The 19853-nt window shown below is 46.4% G+C and carries 20 protein-coding genes; 18 read left to right on the top strand and 2 right to left on the bottom strand.

Going from position 1 to position 19853, the window contains the following annotated elements; all coding sequences use genetic code 11:
* Positions 1-183: 183 nt before the first annotated feature.
* From HRR27_RS09510 to rimI, 6 genes are all read left to right on the top strand, one after another.
* The gene (locus HRR27_RS09510) at positions 184-417 is read left to right on the top strand and encodes a sulfurtransferase TusA family protein (RefSeq protein ID WP_173273168.1); all 234 of its coding nucleotides are present in this window, start codon (positions 184-186) and stop codon (positions 415-417) included.
* Complete coding sequence (locus tag HRR27_RS09505) at positions 408-935, top strand: DsrE/DsrF/DrsH-like family protein (protein WP_173273166.1); 528 nt, start codon at positions 408-410, stop codon at positions 933-935. Before HRR27_RS09510 ends, HRR27_RS09505 begins: the two co-directional genes overlap by 10 nt.
* A gap of 90 nt (positions 936-1025) precedes the next feature.
* Positions 1026-1850: a CDP-diacylglycerol--serine O-phosphatidyltransferase gene (gene pssA, locus HRR27_RS09500; protein WP_173273164.1), complete on the top strand. Its 825-nt coding sequence runs from the start codon at positions 1026-1028 to the stop codon at positions 1848-1850.
* A 94-nt stretch (positions 1851-1944) separates the two neighbouring features.
* Positions 1945-3489 (top strand): 2-isopropylmalate synthase, encoded by a 1545-nt coding sequence (locus tag HRR27_RS09495; protein ID WP_173273162.1) that lies wholly within the window; start codon positions 1945-1947, stop codon positions 3487-3489.
* 3 nt (positions 3490-3492) lie between these two features.
* Positions 3493-4047: a hypothetical protein gene (locus HRR27_RS09490; protein WP_173273160.1), complete on the top strand. Its 555-nt coding sequence runs from the start codon at positions 3493-3495 to the stop codon at positions 4045-4047.
* 22 nt (positions 4048-4069) lie between these two features.
* Positions 4070-4564 carry a ribosomal protein S18-alanine N-acetyltransferase gene (gene rimI, locus HRR27_RS09485; protein ID WP_173273156.1) on the top strand — a complete coding sequence of 165 codons (495 nt, stop codon included), beginning with the start codon at positions 4070-4072 and terminating at the stop codon, positions 4562-4564.
* Between the two features lie 46 nt (positions 4565-4610).
* Here rimI and HRR27_RS09480 read toward each other — a convergent pair whose 3' ends face one another.
* Complete coding sequence (locus HRR27_RS09480; RefSeq protein ID WP_173273144.1) at positions 4611-5411, bottom strand: inositol monophosphatase family protein; 801 nt, start codon at positions 5409-5411, stop codon at positions 4611-4613.
* A gap of 153 nt (positions 5412-5564) precedes the next feature.
* On the opposite strand from HRR27_RS09480, the gene HRR27_RS09475 reads away from it, so the two are divergent.
* The 12 genes from HRR27_RS09475 (at position 5565) to HRR27_RS09420 (ending at position 19438) form a co-directional block, all read left to right on the top strand.
* On the top strand, positions 5565-6371 hold the full coding sequence (locus HRR27_RS09475; RefSeq protein WP_243830819.1) for an RNA methyltransferase: 807 nt from the start codon (positions 5565-5567) through the stop codon (positions 6369-6371).
* A complete protein-coding gene (gene cysE / locus HRR27_RS09470; RefSeq protein ID WP_173273139.1) occupies positions 6364-7161 on the top strand; it encodes a serine O-acetyltransferase in 798 nt (265 codons plus the stop codon). Before HRR27_RS09475 ends, cysE begins: the two co-directional genes overlap by 8 nt.
* 245 nt (positions 7162-7406) lie before the next feature.
* On the top strand, positions 7407-7838 hold the full coding sequence (locus HRR27_RS09465; RefSeq protein ID WP_173273137.1) for an Rrf2 family transcriptional regulator: 432 nt from the start codon (positions 7407-7409) through the stop codon (positions 7836-7838).
* 93 nt (positions 7839-7931) lie between these two features.
* Positions 7932-8258, top strand: a complete 327-nt coding sequence (locus HRR27_RS09460; protein WP_173274301.1) for a HesB/IscA family protein — start codon at positions 7932-7934, stop codon at positions 8256-8258.
* A 137-nt stretch (positions 8259-8395) separates the two neighbouring features.
* The gene (ndk, locus tag HRR27_RS09455; protein ID WP_173273134.1) at positions 8396-8821 is read left to right on the top strand and encodes a nucleoside-diphosphate kinase; all 426 of its coding nucleotides are present in this window, start codon (positions 8396-8398) and stop codon (positions 8819-8821) included.
* Entirely contained in the window at positions 8818-9972 is a 1155-nt protein-coding gene (rlmN, locus tag HRR27_RS09450; protein ID WP_243830818.1) for a dual-specificity RNA methyltransferase RlmN, read from the top strand. The genes ndk and rlmN overlap by 4 nt, the downstream gene beginning before the upstream one ends.
* A 6-nt stretch (positions 9973-9978) precedes the next feature.
* A complete protein-coding gene (locus tag HRR27_RS09445) occupies positions 9979-10485 on the top strand; it encodes a helix-turn-helix domain-containing protein (RefSeq protein ID WP_173273131.1) in 507 nt (168 codons plus the stop codon).
* 42 nt (positions 10486-10527) lie between these two features.
* Positions 10528-11799: a histidine--tRNA ligase gene (hisS, locus tag HRR27_RS09440; RefSeq protein ID WP_173273129.1), complete on the top strand. Its 1272-nt coding sequence runs from the start codon at positions 10528-10530 to the stop codon at positions 11797-11799.
* A 41-nt stretch (positions 11800-11840) separates the two neighbouring features.
* Positions 11841-12482, top strand: a complete 642-nt coding sequence (locus tag HRR27_RS09435; RefSeq protein WP_173273127.1) for a YfgM family protein — start codon at positions 11841-11843, stop codon at positions 12480-12482.
* Positions 12483-12615: 133 nt separating this feature from the next.
* A complete protein-coding gene (bamB, locus tag HRR27_RS09430; RefSeq protein ID WP_173273124.1) occupies positions 12616-13833 on the top strand; it encodes an outer membrane protein assembly factor BamB in 1218 nt (405 codons plus the stop codon).
* 136 nt (positions 13834-13969) lie between these two features.
* The gene (gene der, locus HRR27_RS09425; RefSeq protein WP_173273122.1) at positions 13970-15409 is read left to right on the top strand and encodes a ribosome biogenesis GTPase Der; all 1440 of its coding nucleotides are present in this window, start codon (positions 13970-13972) and stop codon (positions 15407-15409) included.
* 162 nt (positions 15410-15571) lie between these two features.
* Entirely contained in the window at positions 15572-19438 is a 3867-nt protein-coding gene (locus HRR27_RS09420) for a DUF3683 domain-containing protein (protein ID WP_173273119.1), read from the top strand.
* Between the two features lie 79 nt (positions 19439-19517).
* Here the strand turns inward: HRR27_RS09420 and HRR27_RS09415 are convergent, their stop codons facing one another.
* On the bottom strand, positions 19518-19817 hold the full coding sequence (locus tag HRR27_RS09415) for a c-type cytochrome (RefSeq protein ID WP_173273116.1): 300 nt from the start codon (positions 19815-19817) through the stop codon (positions 19518-19520).
* Between the last annotated feature and the right edge of the window lie 36 nt (positions 19818-19853).

The raw sequence follows: 19853 nt of genomic DNA, 5'->3' as shown, positions 1-19853 counted from the left end.
CAGCGGCTCAATCAGGTTGTTTGCGATTAGCTTGAACTTAGTTTAGACAAGTTACCGGTGTTAAAGCCAGCGACAAAAATGGATGAATTGTGAATCGCCAGCATGGATTCTTGAGAAAGTGTTGTTAGGGTGGCTTCTGTGTGATAGTTGCTTAATTATTAACCAAAATTAACTGATGCTTATATGTATAAACTTGATTGCACTGCATTGGCTTGCCCGATGCCAGTGATAAAACTGAAACAAGCGCTGCATCATCAGCAAGACGAAAATGCGTTTATTGTTTTGCTAAAAGACAAAGGCGGTTTGCGAGATATTCCGGCGTTTTGTCAGCAGCAAAAATTGCATTGTGAATTGTTAGCGCAGGCACCGGTGATCGAGTTTCTGGTATGCCGCAAAAAGGAAAGCTTATGTCGATAGAAGATCCGAAAGTAGAGGGGCAGTTGAGTATTATCCACTCGAAAGGGACGCTTGATTGGGCCTATCCGACTTTCATATTGGCGAGTACTGCAGCTGCAATGGATAAAAAGGTCGATATTTTTTTTACGTTTTATGGTTTGCAGTGTGTTTTAAAGCAGACTGCACATTTGCGGGTCTCGCCTTTAGGCAACCCCGCGATGAAAATGCACAGCCCTGTCGGGCCTATGTGGTTTAAAAAACTCGATTTAAATCGGCGTTTACCGCAGATTTTTTGGCAGCTTCCTGGGATGGAGAGATTAGCCACTTGGGGTTTTAAGCAAACCATGCTGCAAAATGGACAAGTTCCGTTAGATGAGTTACGTGAGCTCTGTGTCGAGCTGGGCGTTCAGATGACGGCGTGCCAGATGAGTGTCGAGGCCATGGGGTTTCGTGACGATGAGTTTATGGACGGAATCGGGTTTGCTGGTGCGGCCACCTATTTTGCGGTCAGTCCGCAGCATCAAGCCCTGTTTGTATAATCCGAAAACATCACGGTTATTGTTGTTAGAATAGCGCAATCATGGCAGAGCCATCTTAGAATGAGCACTTTTTAGGGGTAAGAGAACGTAATGAAACAACCATTTGAACGCGGTATTTATCTGCTACCAAACTTAATGACCACGGCGGCCCTGTTCGCTGGTTTTTATGCGGTTATCGCTGGTATGCAAGGGAATTTTGAACAGGGCGCGATCGCCATTTTTATTGCCATGGTGTTTGATGGTCTGGATGGTCGGATTGCGCGTATGACTAATTCGTCCAGCGCGTTTGGCGCAGAATACGATAGTTTGGCGGACATGGTGTCGTTTGGTTTGGCGCCTGCGCTGTTGGTCTATCAATGGGCATTGCACGATTTTGGTAAATTAGGTTGGTTGGCTGCATTTATTTACACGGCTGGTGCAGCGCTACGTTTGGCGCGTTTTAATACGCAAGTAGGGGTCGCTGATAAGCGTTATTTTCAAGGGTTGCCTAGCCCAGCAGCGGCGGCTCTATTGGCTGGTTTGGTCTGGATGGTCGAAAATGACCAGATGATGCACGATTGGTTGCCGGTTGTTACCCTTGGTTTGACGGTTTTTGCCGGCCTAATGATGGTTAGCAATGTCCGTTTTCACTCTTTTAAGGAGTTGAACCTTAAAAATAAAGTGTCATTTGTGACGCTTATTCTTGGGGTGATGGTGCTGGTGTTCATTAGCATTAAGCCGGCAATGATTCTGTTTATTGCGATCTTTTTGTACGCCTTTTCGGGGCCGATTATTACCTTGGTTACCTTGCGTAAAACCCGCGAAATGCGCCGTCAGCAGCGTGAACAGTCAGAAAGTGTTGCGACTGATCCGAGTGCAGACACTATGCCGCGGTCTGAGGCAGAAGATAAAACTGAAACAGAACCTAAAAAATAATGTTGCGGCGCTTAACGCTGTCGCAGTCATAAATAAAGTGCTTAACCCCGAATGAATGCTGTTTCGCGCTACCAACCTAACGTGTGAGAAAACCATGAAAGATCATCTAGTCATATTTGATACCACCTTGCGTGACGGAGAGCAAAGTCCCGGCGCTTCTATGACGAAAGAAGAAAAAATTCGTATCGCCAAGCAGCTCGAAAAGCTACGCGTCGATGTGATCGAGGCCGGTTTTCCGGCAGCTTCGATCGGCGATTTTGAATCGGTGCAAGCGGTCGCCAGTGTTATTAAGGACAGTACGGTTTGTGGTCTGGCGCGAGCGGTTGAAAACGATATTCGTCGTGCAGGTGAAGCGATAAAGCCAGCTAACTCTGGACGGATTCATACTTTTATAGCAACTTCGCCGATTCATATGGAAAAGAAGTTACGAATGTCGCCGGACGAAGTGGTTGAACGTGCTGTTTGGGCCGTGAAAATGGCGCGCCAATATACCGACAATGTCGAGTTTTCTCCAGAAGATGCCGGGCGCTCGGATGCCGACTTTCTGTGTCGGGTGATCGAGGCGGTGATAGCCGCTGGAGCGACGACCATTAATATCCCAGATACGGTTGGTTACAATGTTCCAGAGCAATTTGGTGCTTTGTTTAAGGATTTGTTAACTCGTGTGCCAAACTCGGATAAGGCGATTTTTTCGGCGCATTGTCACAATGATTTAGGTTTAGCGGTCGCTAACTCTCTGGCGGCGGTGCAAAATGGCGCGCGTCAGGTCGAATGTACGATTAACGGCTTGGGAGAGCGTGCAGGAAATACTGCGCTAGAAGAAGTGGTGATGGCGATTAAAACCCGTCAAGATGTGTTCAGCGTAGATACTCGCATCAATACTCAAGAGATTGTGCCTGCATCGCGTTTGGTTGCCAATATTACCGGCTTTGCGGTGCAACCGAATAAAGCGATTGTCGGGGCAAATGCTTTTGCACATGAGTCAGGGATTCATCAAGATGGTGTCCTCAAACATCGCGAAACCTATGAAATCATGCGGGCACAAGATGTTGGTTGGAATGACAATAAGATGGTTTTAGGAAAGCATTCGGGAAGAAATGCATTCAAGACGCGTTTGCTAGAGTTGGGTGTTGAGTTTGAAACCGAACAAGAGCTTAACGATGCGTTTGTGCGTTTTAAAGAATTGGCTGACCGTAAGCATGAAATTTACGATGAGGACCTGCAGTCGCTGGTCACGGACAACAATATCATGCGCGTTGAAAACGAATCTTACCGTTTAGTGGCGCTGAAGGTGGCCAGCGAAACGGGTGAGTCCCCAAGTGCAGAAGTGACCTTGTGGATTGAGGGGCAAGAGCAGACGGCTAAAGCACAGGGCGGTGGTGTTGTTGATGCGACCTTTAAAGCGATTGAATCGATGGTAAAGTCAGGCTCATCTTTATTGTTGTATGCAGTCAGCAATGTCACCAATGGTACGGATGCGCTGGGTGAAACCGCGGTTCGTTTAGAAAAGGCGGGGCGGATTGTTAATGGTCAGGGAGCGGATACCGATATTGTGACGGCTTCAGCCAAGGCTTACGTCAATGCTTTGAATAAGTTGAAAGATTCTTCGGTGAAAGCGCATCCTCAAGTGGGGTTGTAGGTGGTGAGCTCAAGGACGCCCGGAGCACTTAAATTCTCGGCAGGTTTCTACCAAGTGCTAGGGATTGGTGGTTGGCAGTTACGACCGGCGTTTGGAGTGCAATCGAGCGAGTTGCATCCAATGACTATCGAGCCAGCGTGTGCAATGTCTGAACAAACGCCTGTTGTTTTGCAGGATGCGTTGCCTGCTCCGGCGGTTGTGCAGCTAGCCAGTCCAGTTGTGTTGATTGGTTATGGTCTGCACGCTTTTTGGCAAGACGAACAAGCGTTGGAGTGGCGTTTGTGGGTAAACATTATGCAGGCTTTTGGTTGGCAAGAGGAGCAGGTGGTTTTTGTGGATAGTGCTTTGCTGATGTCGGATGATCAAGTGTTTGCCTCGGTGGAAGAGGTCATTGGTATGGGGATTGAGCGCCTATTGTCGATGGATGAGGGGCATCCGATTAATGAAACCCTTAGCGAGGGTGTCGAAATTCTCACTGTGCCAAATTTTGAGGCATTGTTGGGTGATCCTTACGCTAAAAAATCTTTTTATCAACAAGCTCTTAAGCTGTTTGGGTAGCTTAGTTAGACAGAGGTTGTTGATGTCGAATATTTCTTTACCCGATTGCGCTGCTTGCTCATTTAGTTATTTGCGTGTCATGCATCAGCAGGATTTACCCGAAGTGCTGGCAATCGAGCGCCAAGCCTATGCGTTTCCATGGAGTCAAAAAGGGTTTGAAAACAGTCTTGATCAAGGGCTTAATTTTCTATTTTGCGCTGCCTCTGGAGATGTGCTGGGGTACGCTTGCGTATTGACGGTGCTGGATGAGGCCCATCTTTTAAATTTTTGTATTCGTGGTGAGTGTCAAGGAAAAGGGCAGGCGAAAAGCGCCTTTATGCAGTTACAACAGCATTTGCAGGCTGCGCAATATCAAGTGATGTTTTTGGAAGTGCGTGAATCGAACCACAGGGCAAGGTGTTTGTATCAGCAGTTGGGTTTTAGCGAAGATGGGGTGCGTAAAGGGTATTACGCCGCAGAGGATGGCAAAGAAGATGCCATCCTGATGTCTTTATCTTTAAGCGTTTTGCAGAGCTGAGTCCAGATCATTTCAATCAGAACTTGTTCTGGACTTTTTGGTGGACTTATTTACGCAGTTCAGGCGGTACTGTTTTGCTAATGACTTGTGCCATCTCTTTAAAAAGTTTTGGATTGGCGGCGATAATATTACCGCTTTCTAGGTAGTTTTCGCTACCAGCAAAGTCTGTGGTGAAACCACCGGCTTCTTTGATAATCAATATGCCAGCGGCAATGTCCCATGGCTTTAGATTGAACTCCCAAAAGCCATCAACGCGTCCACAGGCGACATACGCCAAATCTAAAGCCGCTGAGCCGGCACGGCGAATGCCTGCAGTGCTGGTCATAAAAACTTTTAAGCCCGCTAAGTAAGTGTCTACATAACTAAAATCGTGGTACGGAAAGCCGGTCGCTAATAAGGCGTTGTTTAGCGTTTTTTGCTCGCTTACACGGATACGGTAATTATTGAGGTATGCGCCCGAACCGCGGCTTGCTGAAAACATCTCTTCTGCGCGCGGGTCATAAATCACGGCGTGCATTAATTTGCCTTTTTCACGCACAGCAATTGAAACCGCATACTGTGGGAATTGGTGTAGAAAGTTGGTGGTGCCATCTAATGGGTCAATAATCCATTCGATTGGGCTGGTGCCATTTTGTGCGCCACTCTCTTCGGCCAAGATTTTGTGATCCTTGTGGTATTTGCGAATGGTCTTGATAATCGCTTGTTCCGCTTCAAAATCACATTGGCTCACATAGTCGTTACGCCCTTTGTGCTCTACGGTGATTTGGTCAAAACGTTCTTGATAGTGGCGAATGACATGGCCGGCCGCTTCGGCCGCTTCTTTAGCAATATTGAGCAGTGGGTGCATTTTGTGTCCTTTGATTCAGAGTGGCGACTCGGCTCGGATCAGCTTAAGCTGATTCTGGGCATTGAAACGGTTACAATGTCTGCCGAAAAAAATTGTTGCAAATTATAGCGAATATTGCCGCCGAGCATTCTGTTAGATTGATTGGTCGGCACAATGAAATTGAAGAACGTAGAGAAAACCATGATTGAAGATTACCGCTTAGACCCAAATCTTGCCAAAATTCGCATCGTTTTGGTGGAAACCTCGCATCCGGGAAATATTGGTGCGGTTGCTCGCGCTATGAAAAATATGGGCTTGAGTCAATTGGTTTTGGTTAATCCTAAGGAGTATCCGTCGCAAGTCGCTTCCGCGCGTGCATCGAGTGCTGCGGATGTTTTGAACGATGCCAAGGTTGTTGACTCTTTGGAGCAGGCGCTTGAGGGGGTGCAAATTGCATTTGGTGCCAGTGCGCGTTTACGTAAAGTCTCTTGGCCGCAGCTCGATGTTCGGCAAACTGCAAAAGTGGCTTTGCAAACAATCACGGCTGACGCAACGGCGGAAGTGGCTTTGGTGTTTGGACGTGAAGATTCCGGTTTGAGTAATGCCGAGCTCGATTTGTGTAATTATCTATCGCATATTCCGAGTAATCCTGCCTACAGCTCTTTGAATATCAGCGCGGCAGTGCAGGTTTTTGCCTATGAATGTTTGATGGCGACTGAAATTAAATCGGTACACAGTAACGGTTATCGTCATCAGTTGGCGACCAGTGATCAGTTAGAAGGGTTTTACGATCATCTATATCAAGCGTTGCAGGATATTGAATTTCTCGACCCTGCAAAAAATGCGCGTTTTATGCGTCGTATGCGCCGCCTGTTTAATCGTGCGCAGTTAGATGTAAAAGAGATTGATATTTTACGTGGTGTGATGAGTGCGGCGCAGCGTAAAGTTGGCTTAGCCAGTAAGGATGACCGTGATGTTTGAACGCTTACGCTCTGATATCAATTGTGTTTTTGAGCGTGACCCAGCGGCGCGCAATACTTTTGAAGTCTTGACGACCTATCCAGGATTGCACGCTATTCTACTGTATCGCATGGCGCATCGGTTGTGGCACTGGCGATTAAAATGGTTGGCGCGCTGGGTTTCCGGTGTGGCGCGTTGGTTGACGGGCGTTGAGATTCACCCTGCAGCCAAGATTGGTAGTCGCCTATTTATTGACCATGGTATGGGGGTTGTAATTGGTGAAACCGCAGAAATAGGCGATGATTGCACGCTTTACCATGGTGTTACCTTAGGTGGTACTTCTTGGCAGCCGGGTAAACGCCATCCTACGCTTGGTAACAGTGTTGTGGTGGGCGCAGGTGCAAAAGTCTTGGGGCCAATCACCATTGGTAATGAGGCGCGGGTAGGATCGAATGCGGTGGTGTTGAAGTCGGTTGATGATAAGCAAACGGTGGTTGGTATTCCGGCGCGAGTTGTCAATCCTAAGGGGGATGATGTTAAGCGGCGGCGCGAGAAAATGGCTGAGAAGATTGGTTTTGATGCGTATGGTGTCAGTCAGGAGATGTCGGATCCGGTTGAAAAGGCAATTTACAGTTTATTGGATCATATTCAAGGGCAAGATGAGAAGTTAGAACGATTAGCCAAAGAGTTAACACGTTTGGGTGGAGCGGAAATTGATATGAACTTACCTAAGTTGGATGATGCTGTTTTAGAGCCAAATGATCCCGAGCAAGCGGCGCATTTGAAAACGTCAAAGTCTGTAGCTGAATAAGCTGGGGCGAGCGTTTTGCGGTGACTGAGTAAAAACCTCATGGTAAATAATGTTTATCGGTTGGGTAAAGCTGCTTAAGGTTGCTGATTACTTTGTGCTAAGTGTTGAATTTAGGCGGCAAAATAGTTGTATGTTTTACAGGGTTATTGTACGATTTTTATCGATTTATAAATAATTTACCCTGAATGCGTGTCGTTTCTGACCAAAGCAACGAACAGGGAAGACTCAATAAGGTAGCTACAAATATGAAGATTACATCCAAAGGACGCTATGCGGTGACAGCGATCATTGATATCGCATTAAACCAAGAAAAAGGTGCGGTAACTTTATCGCTTATTTCTGAAAGACAAGGTATTTCGCTATCGTATTTGGAGCAGTTGTTTGCCAAGCTGAAACGTGCGCAGTTGGTTTCCTCGGCACGTGGTCCGGGTGGTGGTTATCGTTTAAGTCGCCATGCACGTGAGATTTCTGTCGGGCAAATTATTCATGCGGTGGACGAGTTGATTGATGCACGCAAATGCAAAGGCAAGCAGAATTGCCATGATGGCGAAGAGTGTTTGTCGCATGAACTATGGACGCAGCTCAGCGGTACAATCGATGTGTTTTTGCAGGGTATCTCAATTCAATCGATTCTTGATAAAAAGCAAGCGAATCTCGCTGAGGTGAAATTCGGTTAGCTTGAAGATATTTTTGTTTGTTTGGGTTTTGCTATAATCACTCTTTAAAATTTGTTGATTGAGATCGACAAGAATCGAATTTAGGAGAAAATGATGGCGGTGACCTTAACTGAATCGGCTGCGCAACGTGTCAATACAATGATTAGTAAACGTGGCAGTGGCATGGGTTTACGAGTAGCGACCAGAGTCAGTGGTTGCGCCGGCTTTGCATATGTTGTCGATTATGCCGATGCGATTGGTGATGATGACCAAGTCTTTGAAAGTTATGGCGTGAAAGTTGTGGTAGATGGCAAAAGTTTGCAAAATATCGACGGTATGGAAATCGATTATGTGCGTGAAAGTTTGCTAAACGAAGGATTTGAGTTCAATAACCCGAAAGTGAAAGACAGTTGCGGGTGTGGTGAATCTTTTACCGTTTAGCCCTCTCGGGAAGCGTTAAAGATTTCAATGCCCCATGTTTACGCCTTAGCCTCAGCGTTGTCTGGGGCTTTTGTTTTTCTGCATGGCGTGCTGAATCCCTGCTAAAATATCGAAATTCAAAAATTTAGGTGAAGAGTGTGGAACGTACTTTCTCAATCATTAAGCCCGATGCGGTTCAACGTAATTTAATTGGTGCCATTTTGCAACGATTAGAGAACAACGGTTTAACGGTAGTGGCCGCCAAGATGTTGCATCTGAGCGCACAACAGGCTGAGGAATTTTACGCCGAACACAAAGGGCGTGATTTCTATGAGCCGTTGGTTAACTATATGATTTCAGGGCCGATAATTGTTCAGGTGCTGCAAGGTGAAAATGCCATCGCCAAAAATCGCGAAGTGATGGGGGTGACTGATCCGAGCAAAGCGGCGCAAGGGACGATTCGTGCAGATTATGCTTTGTCGGTTCGTGAAAACTCGGTGCACGGTTCGGATTCTCCTGAAAGTGCTGCGCGAGAAATTGCATTCTTTTTTACAGATAATGAAATTTGCGGTCGCAATGCATGACAGAACTTAATACAGGTTCCGCAATGACGGATTTAAATACGAAAAGTCAAATGGTCGACTTGCTGGGTATGGATCGAGCGGCGATGGAGGCTTTTTTCAAAAGCATCGACGAAAAACCTTTTCGCGCCGGACAAGTGATGAAGTGGATTCATCAGTTTGGCGTGAGTGACTTTGACGAAATGACTAACTTAAGTAAGTCTTTGCGCGAAAAGCTAAAACAGGTTGCCACCGTCCGCACGCCAAAAATAGTAGCGGAACAAATTTCTGAAGACGGCACAATTAAATGGTTGCTGGAAGTGGACCACAAAAACTCGATTGAGACGGTATTTATCCCTGAAAAGAATCGTGGCACCCTATGCATCAGTTCGCAGGTGGGTTGTGCTTTGGATTGCAGTTTTTGCGCCACGGGTAAACAAGGCTTTAACCGTAATTTGGAAAACTGGGAAATCATTGCCCAGATGTGGGTTGCCAATAAAGCTTTGGGTTGTATGCCAAAAGAAGAAAGGCGGATCAGTAATGTTGTCTTCATGGGCATGGGCGAACCTTTATTGAACGTCACGCATACTTTCCCAGCGGCGCGCATTCTCATGGATGATTTCGCTTATGGTTTATCAAAAAGACGTGTCACCATCAGTACGGCCGGGGTGGTTCCTGCGATTGATAAGATTAAGGACGAGGTTGATGTTTCTCTGGCGATTTCGCTTCATGCGCCAAATAATGAGCTGCGTGATATTTTGGTTCCCATTAATCAAAAATACCCGCTAGAAGTTTTAATGCCGAGTTTGCATCGTTTTGTCGAAGGCGGACACAGTAAAAAACACGTTACTGTCGAATATGTGATGATTGACCAAGTTAATGATCGTCTTGAACACGCGCAGCAACTGGTTGAGCTTTTAGGCGATTTGCCTTGCAAAGTAAATTTGATTCCGTTCAACCCGTTTCCAAATACCGATTATCAGCGTTCTTCAAACAACGCAATTCATCGTTTCCGCGAAGTGTTGGAAAACGGTGCTTTGAATGTTACCGTGCGTCGAACACGTGGTGACGATATTGATGCGGCCTGCGGTCAGCTGGCTGGGAAGGTGACAGATCGCACTAAGCGTACTTTGCACCGTGTGGATATGAATCTAATGCAAAATTACAAAGGTTAACGTTGTATGAGAGAAGTTGAACGAATGGCGTCAGAACAAAGCATTGATACCATGGCTTTAAATGTGTTGTTGCGCCAAACACGTGAAGCGCAACACTTAACCCTTGATACGGTATCCAGTCAGCTAAATATGTCTCTACAGCAGCTTAGTCGACTAGAAAGTGACGACTTAGAGCCAACGACCATGACCCCGTTTGAACGAGGATATGTACGTAACTACGCGGCTATGTTGAATATCCCAACGGAACAGATTGAGCACTATTTTCCAAGTAATCAAGTGGTTAGCGATTTGCATTCTGTGCAGCGTTATTACAGTTTTGACGATAAGAAGCCGTTTTTTGCGCGTCCGGCTGGTCGTTCTTTTATTTATCTCCTCGGCATTGCTGTGGTGGCATTATTGCTATGGTTGCTATGGCCAAAAAATACCACATCGCAGCCATCCCCACAGCCGGAGGCGCAGTTGTTGAGTCCTATTCAAAGTCCTGGTAGCAGCACGGATTCGAGCGCGCAATAATCGATAATCATCCATTTTTCAAACCGATAACTGAGTAACTTTATGGCAAACAAAATTACCGCCATTCGCGGCATGAATGATATATACGCAACTGATGCGGAAGCTTTTGACTTTTTGATTTCCAATGCCGAAGCGGTCATGCAGCAATACGGCTATCATTCGATTCGTTTGCCGATTGTTGAAAAGACGGAGTTGTTTGCGCGTTCCATTGGCGAAGTGACCGACATTGTCGAAAAAGAGATGTATACCTTTGCTGACCGAAATGGCGATAGTTTGACATTGCGTCCGGAAGGCACCGCGGGTTGTGTGCGTGCGGTGATTGAGAATGGTTTGACTCACAATCAAGTTCAAAAACTTTATTATACTGGGCCGATGTTTCGTTACGAGCGTCCACAAAAAGGGCGTTATCGCCAGTTTCACCAATTTGGTGTTGAAGTTTTTGGATTGGCGGATGCGCAAATTGATGCTGAATTGATTGTTTTAAGTGCACGTTTGTGGGAGCAAATTGGTTTAGATAATCTTGAGCTGCAGATTAATAGTCTGGGTTCAATTGAAGCACGTGCGGCTTATCGCGATATTTTGGTGAATTACTTGAGTCAATACCAAGACCGTTTGGATGAGGATTCATTGCGTCGTCTGCACACCAATCCATTGCGTATTTTGGATAGTAAGAATCCGGAAATGGCGGATATTATCGCCAAAGCGCCAAAGTTGATTGAGCACTTGGATGAGGCATCGCAAGCGCATTTTGCCGAGGTTAAAGCGCACTTGGATGACTGTGGAATTGAGTACGTTGTTAATCCCAATTTGGTGCGCGGTTTAGATTATTACAATCGCACAGTGTTTGAATGGGTTACCACTGAATTAGGTGCACAAGGTACGGTCTGTGCCGGTGGCCGGTATGACGGTTTGATTGAACAAATCGGCGGTAAAGCCGCGCCGGCAGTCGGATTCGCGATGGGAATCGAGCGTTTGGCTGCGCTGCTTTTGGATAAGAATTTGGTGCCGGCACAACGTCAGGCGGATCTTTTTGTGGTGTTGTTTGGTGAGCAAGTGACGCGCCCGGGAATGGTGTTGGCAGAGTCGCTGCGTGACGCTTTTCCACACGCCAATGTGCAAATGAATATCGGCGGCGGCAGTGTTAAAAGTCAGTTTAAAAAAGCGGATAAATCCGGCGCTGCTTTAGCTATCGTGCTAGGTGATCAAGAAGTTGCGCAGAGGGTGGCGGCTGTTAAGCCATTGCGCGATGATTCCCCGCAAGAGACGGTGGCTTGGGATGATCTGGTTGAGTTCATCGGTACAAAGCTAAATTAAATCAAATTTTACATTATGTTATTTTCAGAAAGGGACTTTGCATGAGTCGTTATGAAACCGAAGAAGAACAAATTGATGCCATCAAATCATGGTGGAAAAAGAATGGCACCGCATTACTAAGTGCGGTTCTTGTGGTTGTGCTCGCATTCTCGGGGTGGCGCTACTGGAGTAATTCAGAGTATGTTTCTAAAGCCAATGCGTCTTCTACGTTTGAAGCCTTGCAGATTAATGCTGAACGTGGCACTTTTGGTGAAGTGTCGCGTGAGGCTCTAAAGTTGATGCAAGAATCGCCAGAAAGCCCTTATGCGGCGGCGGCTGCATTGATGTACGCTAAATTTGAGTTGGATAACGGTAAAATTGACAACGCAATTGAAAAGTTTGATTGGGTCGTCAGTAACGCGAAAGACATTGAAATTAAAGCGGTGGCGCAATTGCGTTTGGTGCGTTTGTATCTTGATCAAAAAGCGTTTGATAAGGCGCAAGGTACATTAGATCAGCTAACAAAAACCAAACTGAGTGCGGGTCAGCAAGCGAATGTGGATTACGCCGTTGGTGTTTTGGCCTTATTACAACAGCAGTCTGATGCGGCGCGTGTGGCTTTTAAGGCGGTAACCGACAATCCAGCAGCGGAAGATACGCTGCGCGGTTTGGCGCAAATTCAATTGGATGATTTGGTTCAGTAAGTTCGCTCGCCTGCTTATTCATACTCGGCCCAGTTTTTATATCGGTGGATTGTTTATAATCGCGGCGTCTTAACTTAAAGCCGCAATCAAAACGATTAAAAAATGCACTCTTCGTGCAAGCAAAAGGAAAACAATGAAAGCTTCTCCGTCAAAACTCTTTGCTGTGATTTTTATGAGCAGCGCTTTGGCTGCGTGTTCTTCGACCATAAAATTGGAAGAACCACCGAAAGCCGCATTGGATTCTGAGCTAACGATGGATTTGCAGTGGCAAGTGGCACAAGTCGCTATGCCGAATGGCGACACTCGCGGTTTGACAATCGAGCAATCGCCAGAGCGCGTCTTTGTCGCAAATTCACAAGGTTTTGTTACGGCGCTGCAAAAAGACAATCAGAGCCGTTGGACAGACCAAGTGGCTTGGGAAAGTCGTTTGGATGAAGTCATTACTGCTGGCCCAACGTTGGATGGCAGTAACCTGTATGTCGGCACAGCAAAAGGGCGTTTAAAAGCGTTGAATCCTCGCACCGGTGAACTGCAATGGCAAGTGCAGCTTTCCAGTGAAATTCTGAGCAAGCCGGTTGTGTTTGACAACGCGGTTTTCACCCGTACTGTAGATGGTAAGGTGTATTCATTGAACCGCCGTGATGGCAAGGTTATTTGGGTCGCAGAACATCAGATGCCAAGTTTGAGTTTGCGTGGTGCACCGCAAGTGTTGCCAACGGAAGATTTTGTGTTTGTCGCTTGGGAAACGGGCATTGTGCAAGCCCTCTCTACAGTCTCCGGCGAGCTACAGTGGGAAGCGCGTATTGCGATTCCAGCGGGTCGTACCGATTTAGAACGCATGGTTGACGTGCAGGCTAATTTACAGCTGCGTGACGGTGTTTTGTACGCGCTAGGATACCATGGCAAATTAGCGGCGATAAATCCGGCTAACGGCAACTTTATCTTTTTAAAAGAGGTCTCCGGTTTACGTGATTTTGTGATTGATGAGCAGGCGGTTTACCTAGTAGATGAGAACGATGTGCTCTACGCTTTTGATGCCAAATCTGGCGCGCAGTTGTGGAAACAGCAGTCGATGAAAAATCGATTTATCGGCGATTTGGCAATGTATCAAAATCAACTGTTGGTCACCGATAGTTGGGGTTATTTGCACTGGTTTAATAAACTGCAGGGGACTGAGCAATCTCGTTTTCAGCACAGTAACGAATATGGTGATGGCGATAAAATCGTTCGTGTCGAAGTGGATGGTGAGATTATTTATGTGTTCGACGGTAGCGGTATGATAAGTCGTTATAAAGTCCGTCCATCGAACCTTGCACAGTTCCGTGCAAAATATGGTGATACTTGGTACTAGAGCCAGTTATCCCAATTTAACATCTAGACATTACTAACACCGCTCAATTTAGATTGAGTGGTGTTTTAATTTTAAGCGTGGTTGGCGTGTTGGCAAGTGCCGCCACCCTATAAGACATGCAAAAGAGTCATGCAACATGAGTAAACCGATTATCGCTCTGGTAGGGCGTCCAAACGTAGGGAAATCTACGCTATTTAACCGTTTAACCCGCAGTCGTGATGCGATTGTTGCAGATTATCCTGGTTTAACCCGTGACCGGCAGTATGGTACTGGCCGCTTGGGTTCGCAACCTTATATTGTGGTCGATACTGGTGGTTTGAGTGGCGAAACGGAAGGTGTTGATCCGCTAATGGCCGGCCAGGTTCGTGCCGCATTGGACGAGGCGGATGCGGTTCTTTTTTTGGTTGATGGTCGCCAAGGTATTTTGCCGGCCGACGAGCAAATTGCCAACTACGTACGTTTGTTCGATAAGCCGGTACTGGTATTGGTCAACAAAGCCGAAGGTTTTGACCATGAAATAGCGAAAGCCGAATTTTTTAAATTAGGCATGGGCGATCCAATGGCCATTTCATCGGCGCATGGCGACAATGTTGAGCAAGCGATTAATTCGATTTTGCCGAAAATTCCGCCAAAAGAGCAAATTGATGACTTCGATTTGGACGAACAGCCGGGTGTGCGTGTCGCCGTTATTGGACGGCCAAATGTCGGCAAGTCGACGCTGATTAATCGAATGATTGGTGAAGAGCGAGTGGTCGCATTCGATATGCCGGGTACGACGCGAGACAGTATTTTTGTGCCTTTTGAGCGCGATGGCGAGTCTTATACCTTGATTGATACCGCAGGGGTTCGCCGCCGTAAGAACATCAAAGAAAAAATTGAAAAATTTTCGATAGTAAAAGCCATTGAGGCGATGGAGCAGTCGCACGTCGTGGTGCTGGTGATTGACGGTTCCGAAGGATTGACTGACCAAGATTTAACCCTAATCGGGTTGGCGATTGAATCTGGGCGTGGTTTGGTATTGGCGGTCAACAAATGGGATAACTTAACCGCTTATCAGCGCGAAAAGGTGAAAGCCGAGTTGGTGCGCCGCTTGCAGTTTGTGGAATATGCGAAGCAACATCTGATCTCTGCTTTACACGGTAGTGGTGTAGGTGATCTATTTAAGACCATTCAGCAAGTTCATACGGCTGCCTTTAAACGTATTTCAACTTCAGATTTAAACCGTGTATTAGAACAAGCTGTGTTGGAGCATCAGCCACCGTTGATTGCCGGTCGTCGCGTAAAATTACGTTACGCACACTTAGGTGGTTTGAATCCGCCGCGTGTTATTGTGCATGGTAATCAGGTTGATAAGCTTTCGGAAGGCTATACACGTTATTTGACAAATGTGTTCCGCAAGGCGTTTAAATGGACAGGCACACCGGTGATGATTGAATACAAAACCACCGAAAACCCATTTGAAGGACGTAAGGCGAAACCCAAATTTGAGAATCGCATGGATGAGCGCGCGAAAGCCGATGCCTTGATGCGCAAGCGTAAGAAAAAGAAAAAAACGCAGAAAAAACGTATTCAGTAAATATCTTTTTACTGCAAAAGATCCGTTGGTTTGCATAGGCGTTTAACAAAAACAGTTAAGCGCCTTATGTACTTATAAATAACGTGAATTTAAAAACTCTTAAATCGCCTCAGCGATTAAAATAGCCCCTAAATTTTACTCAATTTAATACAGGTTAATGCAATGCTTCCGAACAAACGTATTCGTGAAATACCATACAACTACACCTCATTCTCTGACAAGGAAATCGTCCGCAGATTTTTAGGCGAATCTGGTTGGCAGATGGTCGAGACGTTGCGTGAAGAACGAAATACCGGACGTTCAGCTCGTATGCTGTTTGAAGTTTTGGGCGATATGTGGGTGGTAACGCGTAATCCGTATATTCAGAATGATTTGCTGAATAACAGCAAGCGTTTAGATGCCTTGATAAGTGCTTTACAGCATCGCATCAACGAAGTTGAAAAGCGTTTAGATGGCAACCAAATGGCCGCCGACTTAACGGCAGAAGTGGCTAAAGCGGTTCACAAGTTTGCTGCTTGGTTTCCCGATACCTTGGCATTACGCGATAAAGTGCGCAAACGTTTGCGTAAAGTGACGCGTGACGACAATATCGATTTTAGCGGGCTTGCGCGCGTTTCTCACGCGACAGATGCGACCGACTGGCGTGTTGAGTTGCCTTTGTTGGTGATTTCTCCCGATACTGAACAAGAGACGGTTGAGATTGTCGAGGCGTGTATTGAATTGGGTCTTACCATGATTCCACGCGGCGGCGGTACCGGCTATACCGGTGGGGCAATTCCATTGCATGAGCATACTGCTGTATTGAATACTGAAAAACTTGAATTTATGAGTTTGGTTGAACAGCAAGACCTACCAAAAATCGGGAAAGTGGCCACGATTCGAACCGGCGCCGGCGTGGTGACGCGTCGGGTTTCCGAGCAGGCGGAGCGATTTGGTTATACTTTTGCGGTCGATCCGACCTCGCAAGACGCCTCGACCATCGGCGGAAATATTTCGATGAATGCCGGAGGTAAAAAAGCGGTGCTGTGGGGCACGACTCTGGATAACCTTGCGTCTTGGAAAATGGTCACGCCAGATGCGCAATGGTTGGAAGTGCATCGCATTAATCACAACCTTGGTAAGCTGCAAGATCAGCATACGGTCGAGTTTGAAATCCGTCGTTTTGAAAAAGACGGCCAGACGCAAATCGGAGAAAGTGAATTATTACAAATTCCGGGTTCTGCTTTCCGTCAAGCCGGTCTGGGAAAAGATGTTACGGATAAATTTTTAAGCGGTCTTCCGGGTGTGCAAAAAGAGGGTTGTGACGGGATTATCACTTCGGCACGTTTTATTGTGCATCGCATGCCGAGCTTTACCCGAACCATCTGTTTGGAGTTTTTCGGTACAGATTTAAGCTTGGCTGTTCCGGCGATTGTTGAAATCATTGACTATGTCGAATCGAAAAAGCCTCAAGGTATCCTGTTGGCCGGTTTGGAGCATTTGGATGAGCGTTATATTCGTGCGGTGAAATACAACACCAAAGCGGATCGCAAAGAGCTGCCAAAAATGATTTTGTTGGCCGATATTTGCGGCGAAAACGGTTTTGAAGTCGCCAATACCTGTAAAGAAATCGTCGAGCTTGCAGTCAAACGTAACGCCGAAGGTTTTGTTGCGGTCACCGAAGAAGCGCGTAAACGTTTCTGGTTAGACCGTTCTCGTACGGCGGCGATTTCCGCTCACACCAATGCGTTTAAAATTAACGAAGACGTGGTGATCCCGCTAGAGCGCTTAAATGAATACAACAGCGAAATCGAGCGCATTAATATTGAGATGTCGATTGCCAATAAGCTTGAGGTTTTGGAATCTTTCCAAGCCTACTTTAATGGTGAGATTCCCGAGTTTACGCAAGAAGACGATTTTGAAAATGCAGCCGGACGCAATGCCGACTACTTCAAAAACCGCTTAACGACAATCCAGACCCATTTGCATAATTTACGCGTGCGTTGGAAATCGCTGTTGATTAACCTGACGCAACCGGTCAGTGAGCATTTGGATTTACTTCCAGACTTAGAGGCGGCCGTCTTGCGTGAAGGTGATCGTATTTTAGACCTCTTTTTGCGCCGCGATATTCGCGTGAGTTATAAAACCGAGCTCAAAGCGTTTATCGAACAGACCTTAATGGGCTTTGATTTTGAAGCGGTATTGGAACGTTTGGATACGATACACGCTGAAATTCGTAATGCACGTCTCTTTGTTGCATTGCATATGCACGCAGGTGACGGCAATATTCACACCAATATTCCGGTGCATTCGGGTAATTATGTGATGGTGCATCAAGCGGATAAATTGGTCGACCGAATTATGGAAATCGCGCACCGTTTGGGTGGTGTCATTTCTGGCGAACATGGCATTGGTTTGACCAAAATCCAGTATTTGGAGCAGGCCAAGATTGATGCCTTTGTCAAATATAAAGCGGACGTAGACCCGAATCATCACTTTAATAAAGGAAAGTTGATGCCGGGTTCGGGTTTACAGAATGCCTATACGCCATCCTTGAGCTTGGTTCAGCAAGAAGCGATTATTCTTGAAGCCAGTGAGCTCGACGAACTCAATAACGACATTAAAGACTGTTTGCGTTGCGGTAAATGTAAACCGGTCTGCCAAACGCATATTCCGCGCGCTAATTTGCTCTATTCGCCGCGTAATAAAATATTGGCGACCGGTCAGGTGATTGAAGCTTTCTTGTATGAAGAGCAGACGCGTCGCGGTATTTCTCTGCAACACTTTGAGGCGATGAACGACATCGGCGATCACTGTACCACTTGTCATAAATGTGCTAACCCTTGTCCGGTGAATATCGATTTTGGTGATGTCTCGATTCGGATGCGCAATATTTTGACCAATATGGGCAAAAAGCGCTTCTCTTTGACTACCAAAGCGGCCTTGTTCTTTTTGAATACAACCAACCCGACCAGTATCAATTTGATGCGTAAGACCATGATTGGTTGGAGCGCAAATATGATTACCCTTGGGCATAATGTTGCCAAGTCGTTTGGATTGGTGAATAAAAGTTCGACGGAAGAAATTCCGCATAAAACCTCTAAGATTGCTCCGGTCCAGCAGCAGGTCATCAATTTTGTACGTAAACCCCTGAATACTGGGCCAAATCAGCCTACCATGCGTAAATTGCTTGGCTTGGAAGAGAGCAATATGGTGCCGATTATTTCGAATCCGAACAAGGTTTCAGAAGAGTCGGATGCGGTCTTCTATTTCCCTGGTTGTGGTTCTGAACGTCTGTTTAGTGATATTGGTTTGGCAACCATTGCCATGCTTTCGGAAACCGGTGCCCAAACGGTTTTACCGCCCGGCTATCTGTGCTGCGGTTATCCGCAAACCGCAGCAGGGCAAGCCGATAAAGGGGCGCAGATTACTGCAGAGAACCGTGCGTTGTTCCACCGTGTCGCTAATACCTTGAACTATCTGGACATCAAAACGGTGATTGTTTCTTGCGGTACCTGTATGGACCAACTGTTGAAATATGAGTTTGAGCGTATTTTCCCGGGTTGTCGTTTGCTGGATATTCACGAGTATCTGCAAGAAAAAGGGGTTGCTTTAGAGAGCGCGACAGGCACAAAGTATCTTTACCATGCGCCATGTCACGATCCGATGAAGCTGAAAGACGGTACTTCAGTGGCTAAGGATTTGTTGAAAACCGATGAGGTGCAGTTAAATGACCGTTGTTGTTCCGAAGCGGGCACCTTAGCAACCGCACGTCCAGATATTTCGACCCAGTTACGTTTCCGTAAGGCAATTGAGTTGAAAAAAGGGATACAGGAATTGACGGGAGAAGACCAAGCTAAAGATGGCAATGTTAAGTTACTTACCTCTTGTCCAGCTTGTCAGCAAGGCTTAAATCGTTATGAAAACGAAACAGGTCTAAAAACGGATTACATTGTGGTCGAGTTGGCGAAAAACTTGAACGGTGATAATTGGAAAAAGCAGTTTACCGATACCTTGAAAAACGGTGGGGTGGAAAAGGTTCTGCTGTAAACTTTACGCTTCAGTAAATTAAAAAAGGCGCTTTCGAAAAGCGCCTTTTTTTATACTTTTTTACCAACAGCAAGCGTGATTACTTGGCCGGTTGGCTTGCGTAGAATGCCGCCAGTTCTTTGATTTCGTCGTCGGTTAGGCTTTTGGCAAAAGGAGCCATAGTCGCGTCTTTACGAAAACCATCACGGAAGTCTTTTAACTGCTTTTCTAGGTAAGAGGCGTGCTGACCGGCCAGCTTAGGGAAGTTTGGCACCATGCTATTGCCGTCTGCACCGTGACAACCAACACAAGTTGCGGCTTTAGCGGGCGCTGCGTGGGCGCTCATAGCGGTTGAAGCAAGTAGGGTCGTTGCGGCGGCTGCTAGGATAATTTTTTTCATAGGAAAGCCCTTATATTGGAGTTTACTGATAATTTA

It is taken from the genome of Thiosulfatimonas sediminis, assembly GCF_011398355.1.
Lineage (GTDB): Bacteria > Pseudomonadota > Gammaproteobacteria > Thiomicrospirales > Thiomicrospiraceae > Thiomicrorhabdus > Thiomicrorhabdus sediminis_A.
Note: the sequence above shows the minus strand (reverse complement) of the source record. Positions and strands in the feature narration are given on the sequence as shown.

Excerpts from the sequence above, each read along its gene's own strand:
- rlmN (WP_243830818.1), top strand. The coding sequence starts at position 8,818 with ATGACAGAACTTAATACAGGTTCCGCAATGACGGATTTAAATACGAAA.
- hisS (WP_173273129.1), top strand. The coding sequence starts at position 10,528 with ATGGCAAACAAAATTACCGCCATTCGCGGCATGAATGATATATACGCA.
- pssA (WP_173273164.1), top strand. The coding sequence starts at position 1,026 with ATGAAACAACCATTTGAACGCGGTATTTATCTGCTACCAAACTTAATG.
- HRR27_RS09445 (WP_173273131.1), top strand. The coding sequence starts at position 9,979 with ATGAGAGAAGTTGAACGAATGGCGTCAGAACAAAGCATTGATACCATG.
- der (WP_173273122.1), top strand. The coding sequence starts at position 13,970 with ATGAGTAAACCGATTATCGCTCTGGTAGGGCGTCCAAACGTAGGGAAA.
- HRR27_RS09465 (WP_173273137.1), top strand. The coding sequence starts at position 7,407 with ATGAAGATTACATCCAAAGGACGCTATGCGGTGACAGCGATCATTGAT.
- HRR27_RS09505 (WP_173273166.1), top strand. The coding sequence starts at position 408 with ATGTCGATAGAAGATCCGAAAGTAGAGGGGCAGTTGAGTATTATCCAC.
- HRR27_RS09460 (WP_173274301.1), top strand. The coding sequence starts at position 7,932 with ATGGCGGTGACCTTAACTGAATCGGCTGCGCAACGTGTCAATACAATG.
- HRR27_RS09495 (WP_173273162.1), top strand. The coding sequence starts at position 1,945 with ATGAAAGATCATCTAGTCATATTTGATACCACCTTGCGTGACGGAGAG.
- bamB (WP_173273124.1), top strand. The coding sequence starts at position 12,616 with ATGAAAGCTTCTCCGTCAAAACTCTTTGCTGTGATTTTTATGAGCAGC.
- HRR27_RS09435 (WP_173273127.1), top strand. The coding sequence starts at position 11,841 with ATGAGTCGTTATGAAACCGAAGAAGAACAAATTGATGCCATCAAATCA.
- HRR27_RS09415 (WP_173273116.1), bottom strand. The coding sequence starts at position 19,817 with ATGAAAAAAATTATCCTAGCAGCCGCCGCAACGACCCTACTTGCTTCA.
- HRR27_RS09480 (WP_173273144.1), bottom strand. The coding sequence starts at position 5,411 with ATGCACCCACTGCTCAATATTGCTAAAGAAGCGGCCGAAGCGGCCGGC.
- HRR27_RS09510 (WP_173273168.1), top strand. The coding sequence starts at position 184 with ATGTATAAACTTGATTGCACTGCATTGGCTTGCCCGATGCCAGTGATA.
- HRR27_RS09475 (WP_243830819.1), top strand. The coding sequence starts at position 5,565 with ATGAAATTGAAGAACGTAGAGAAAACCATGATTGAAGATTACCGCTTA.
- rimI (WP_173273156.1), top strand. The coding sequence starts at position 4,070 with ATGTCGAATATTTCTTTACCCGATTGCGCTGCTTGCTCATTTAGTTAT.
- HRR27_RS09420 (WP_173273119.1), top strand. The coding sequence starts at position 15,572 with ATGCTTCCGAACAAACGTATTCGTGAAATACCATACAACTACACCTCA.
- cysE (WP_173273139.1), top strand. The coding sequence starts at position 6,364 with ATGTTTGAACGCTTACGCTCTGATATCAATTGTGTTTTTGAGCGTGAC.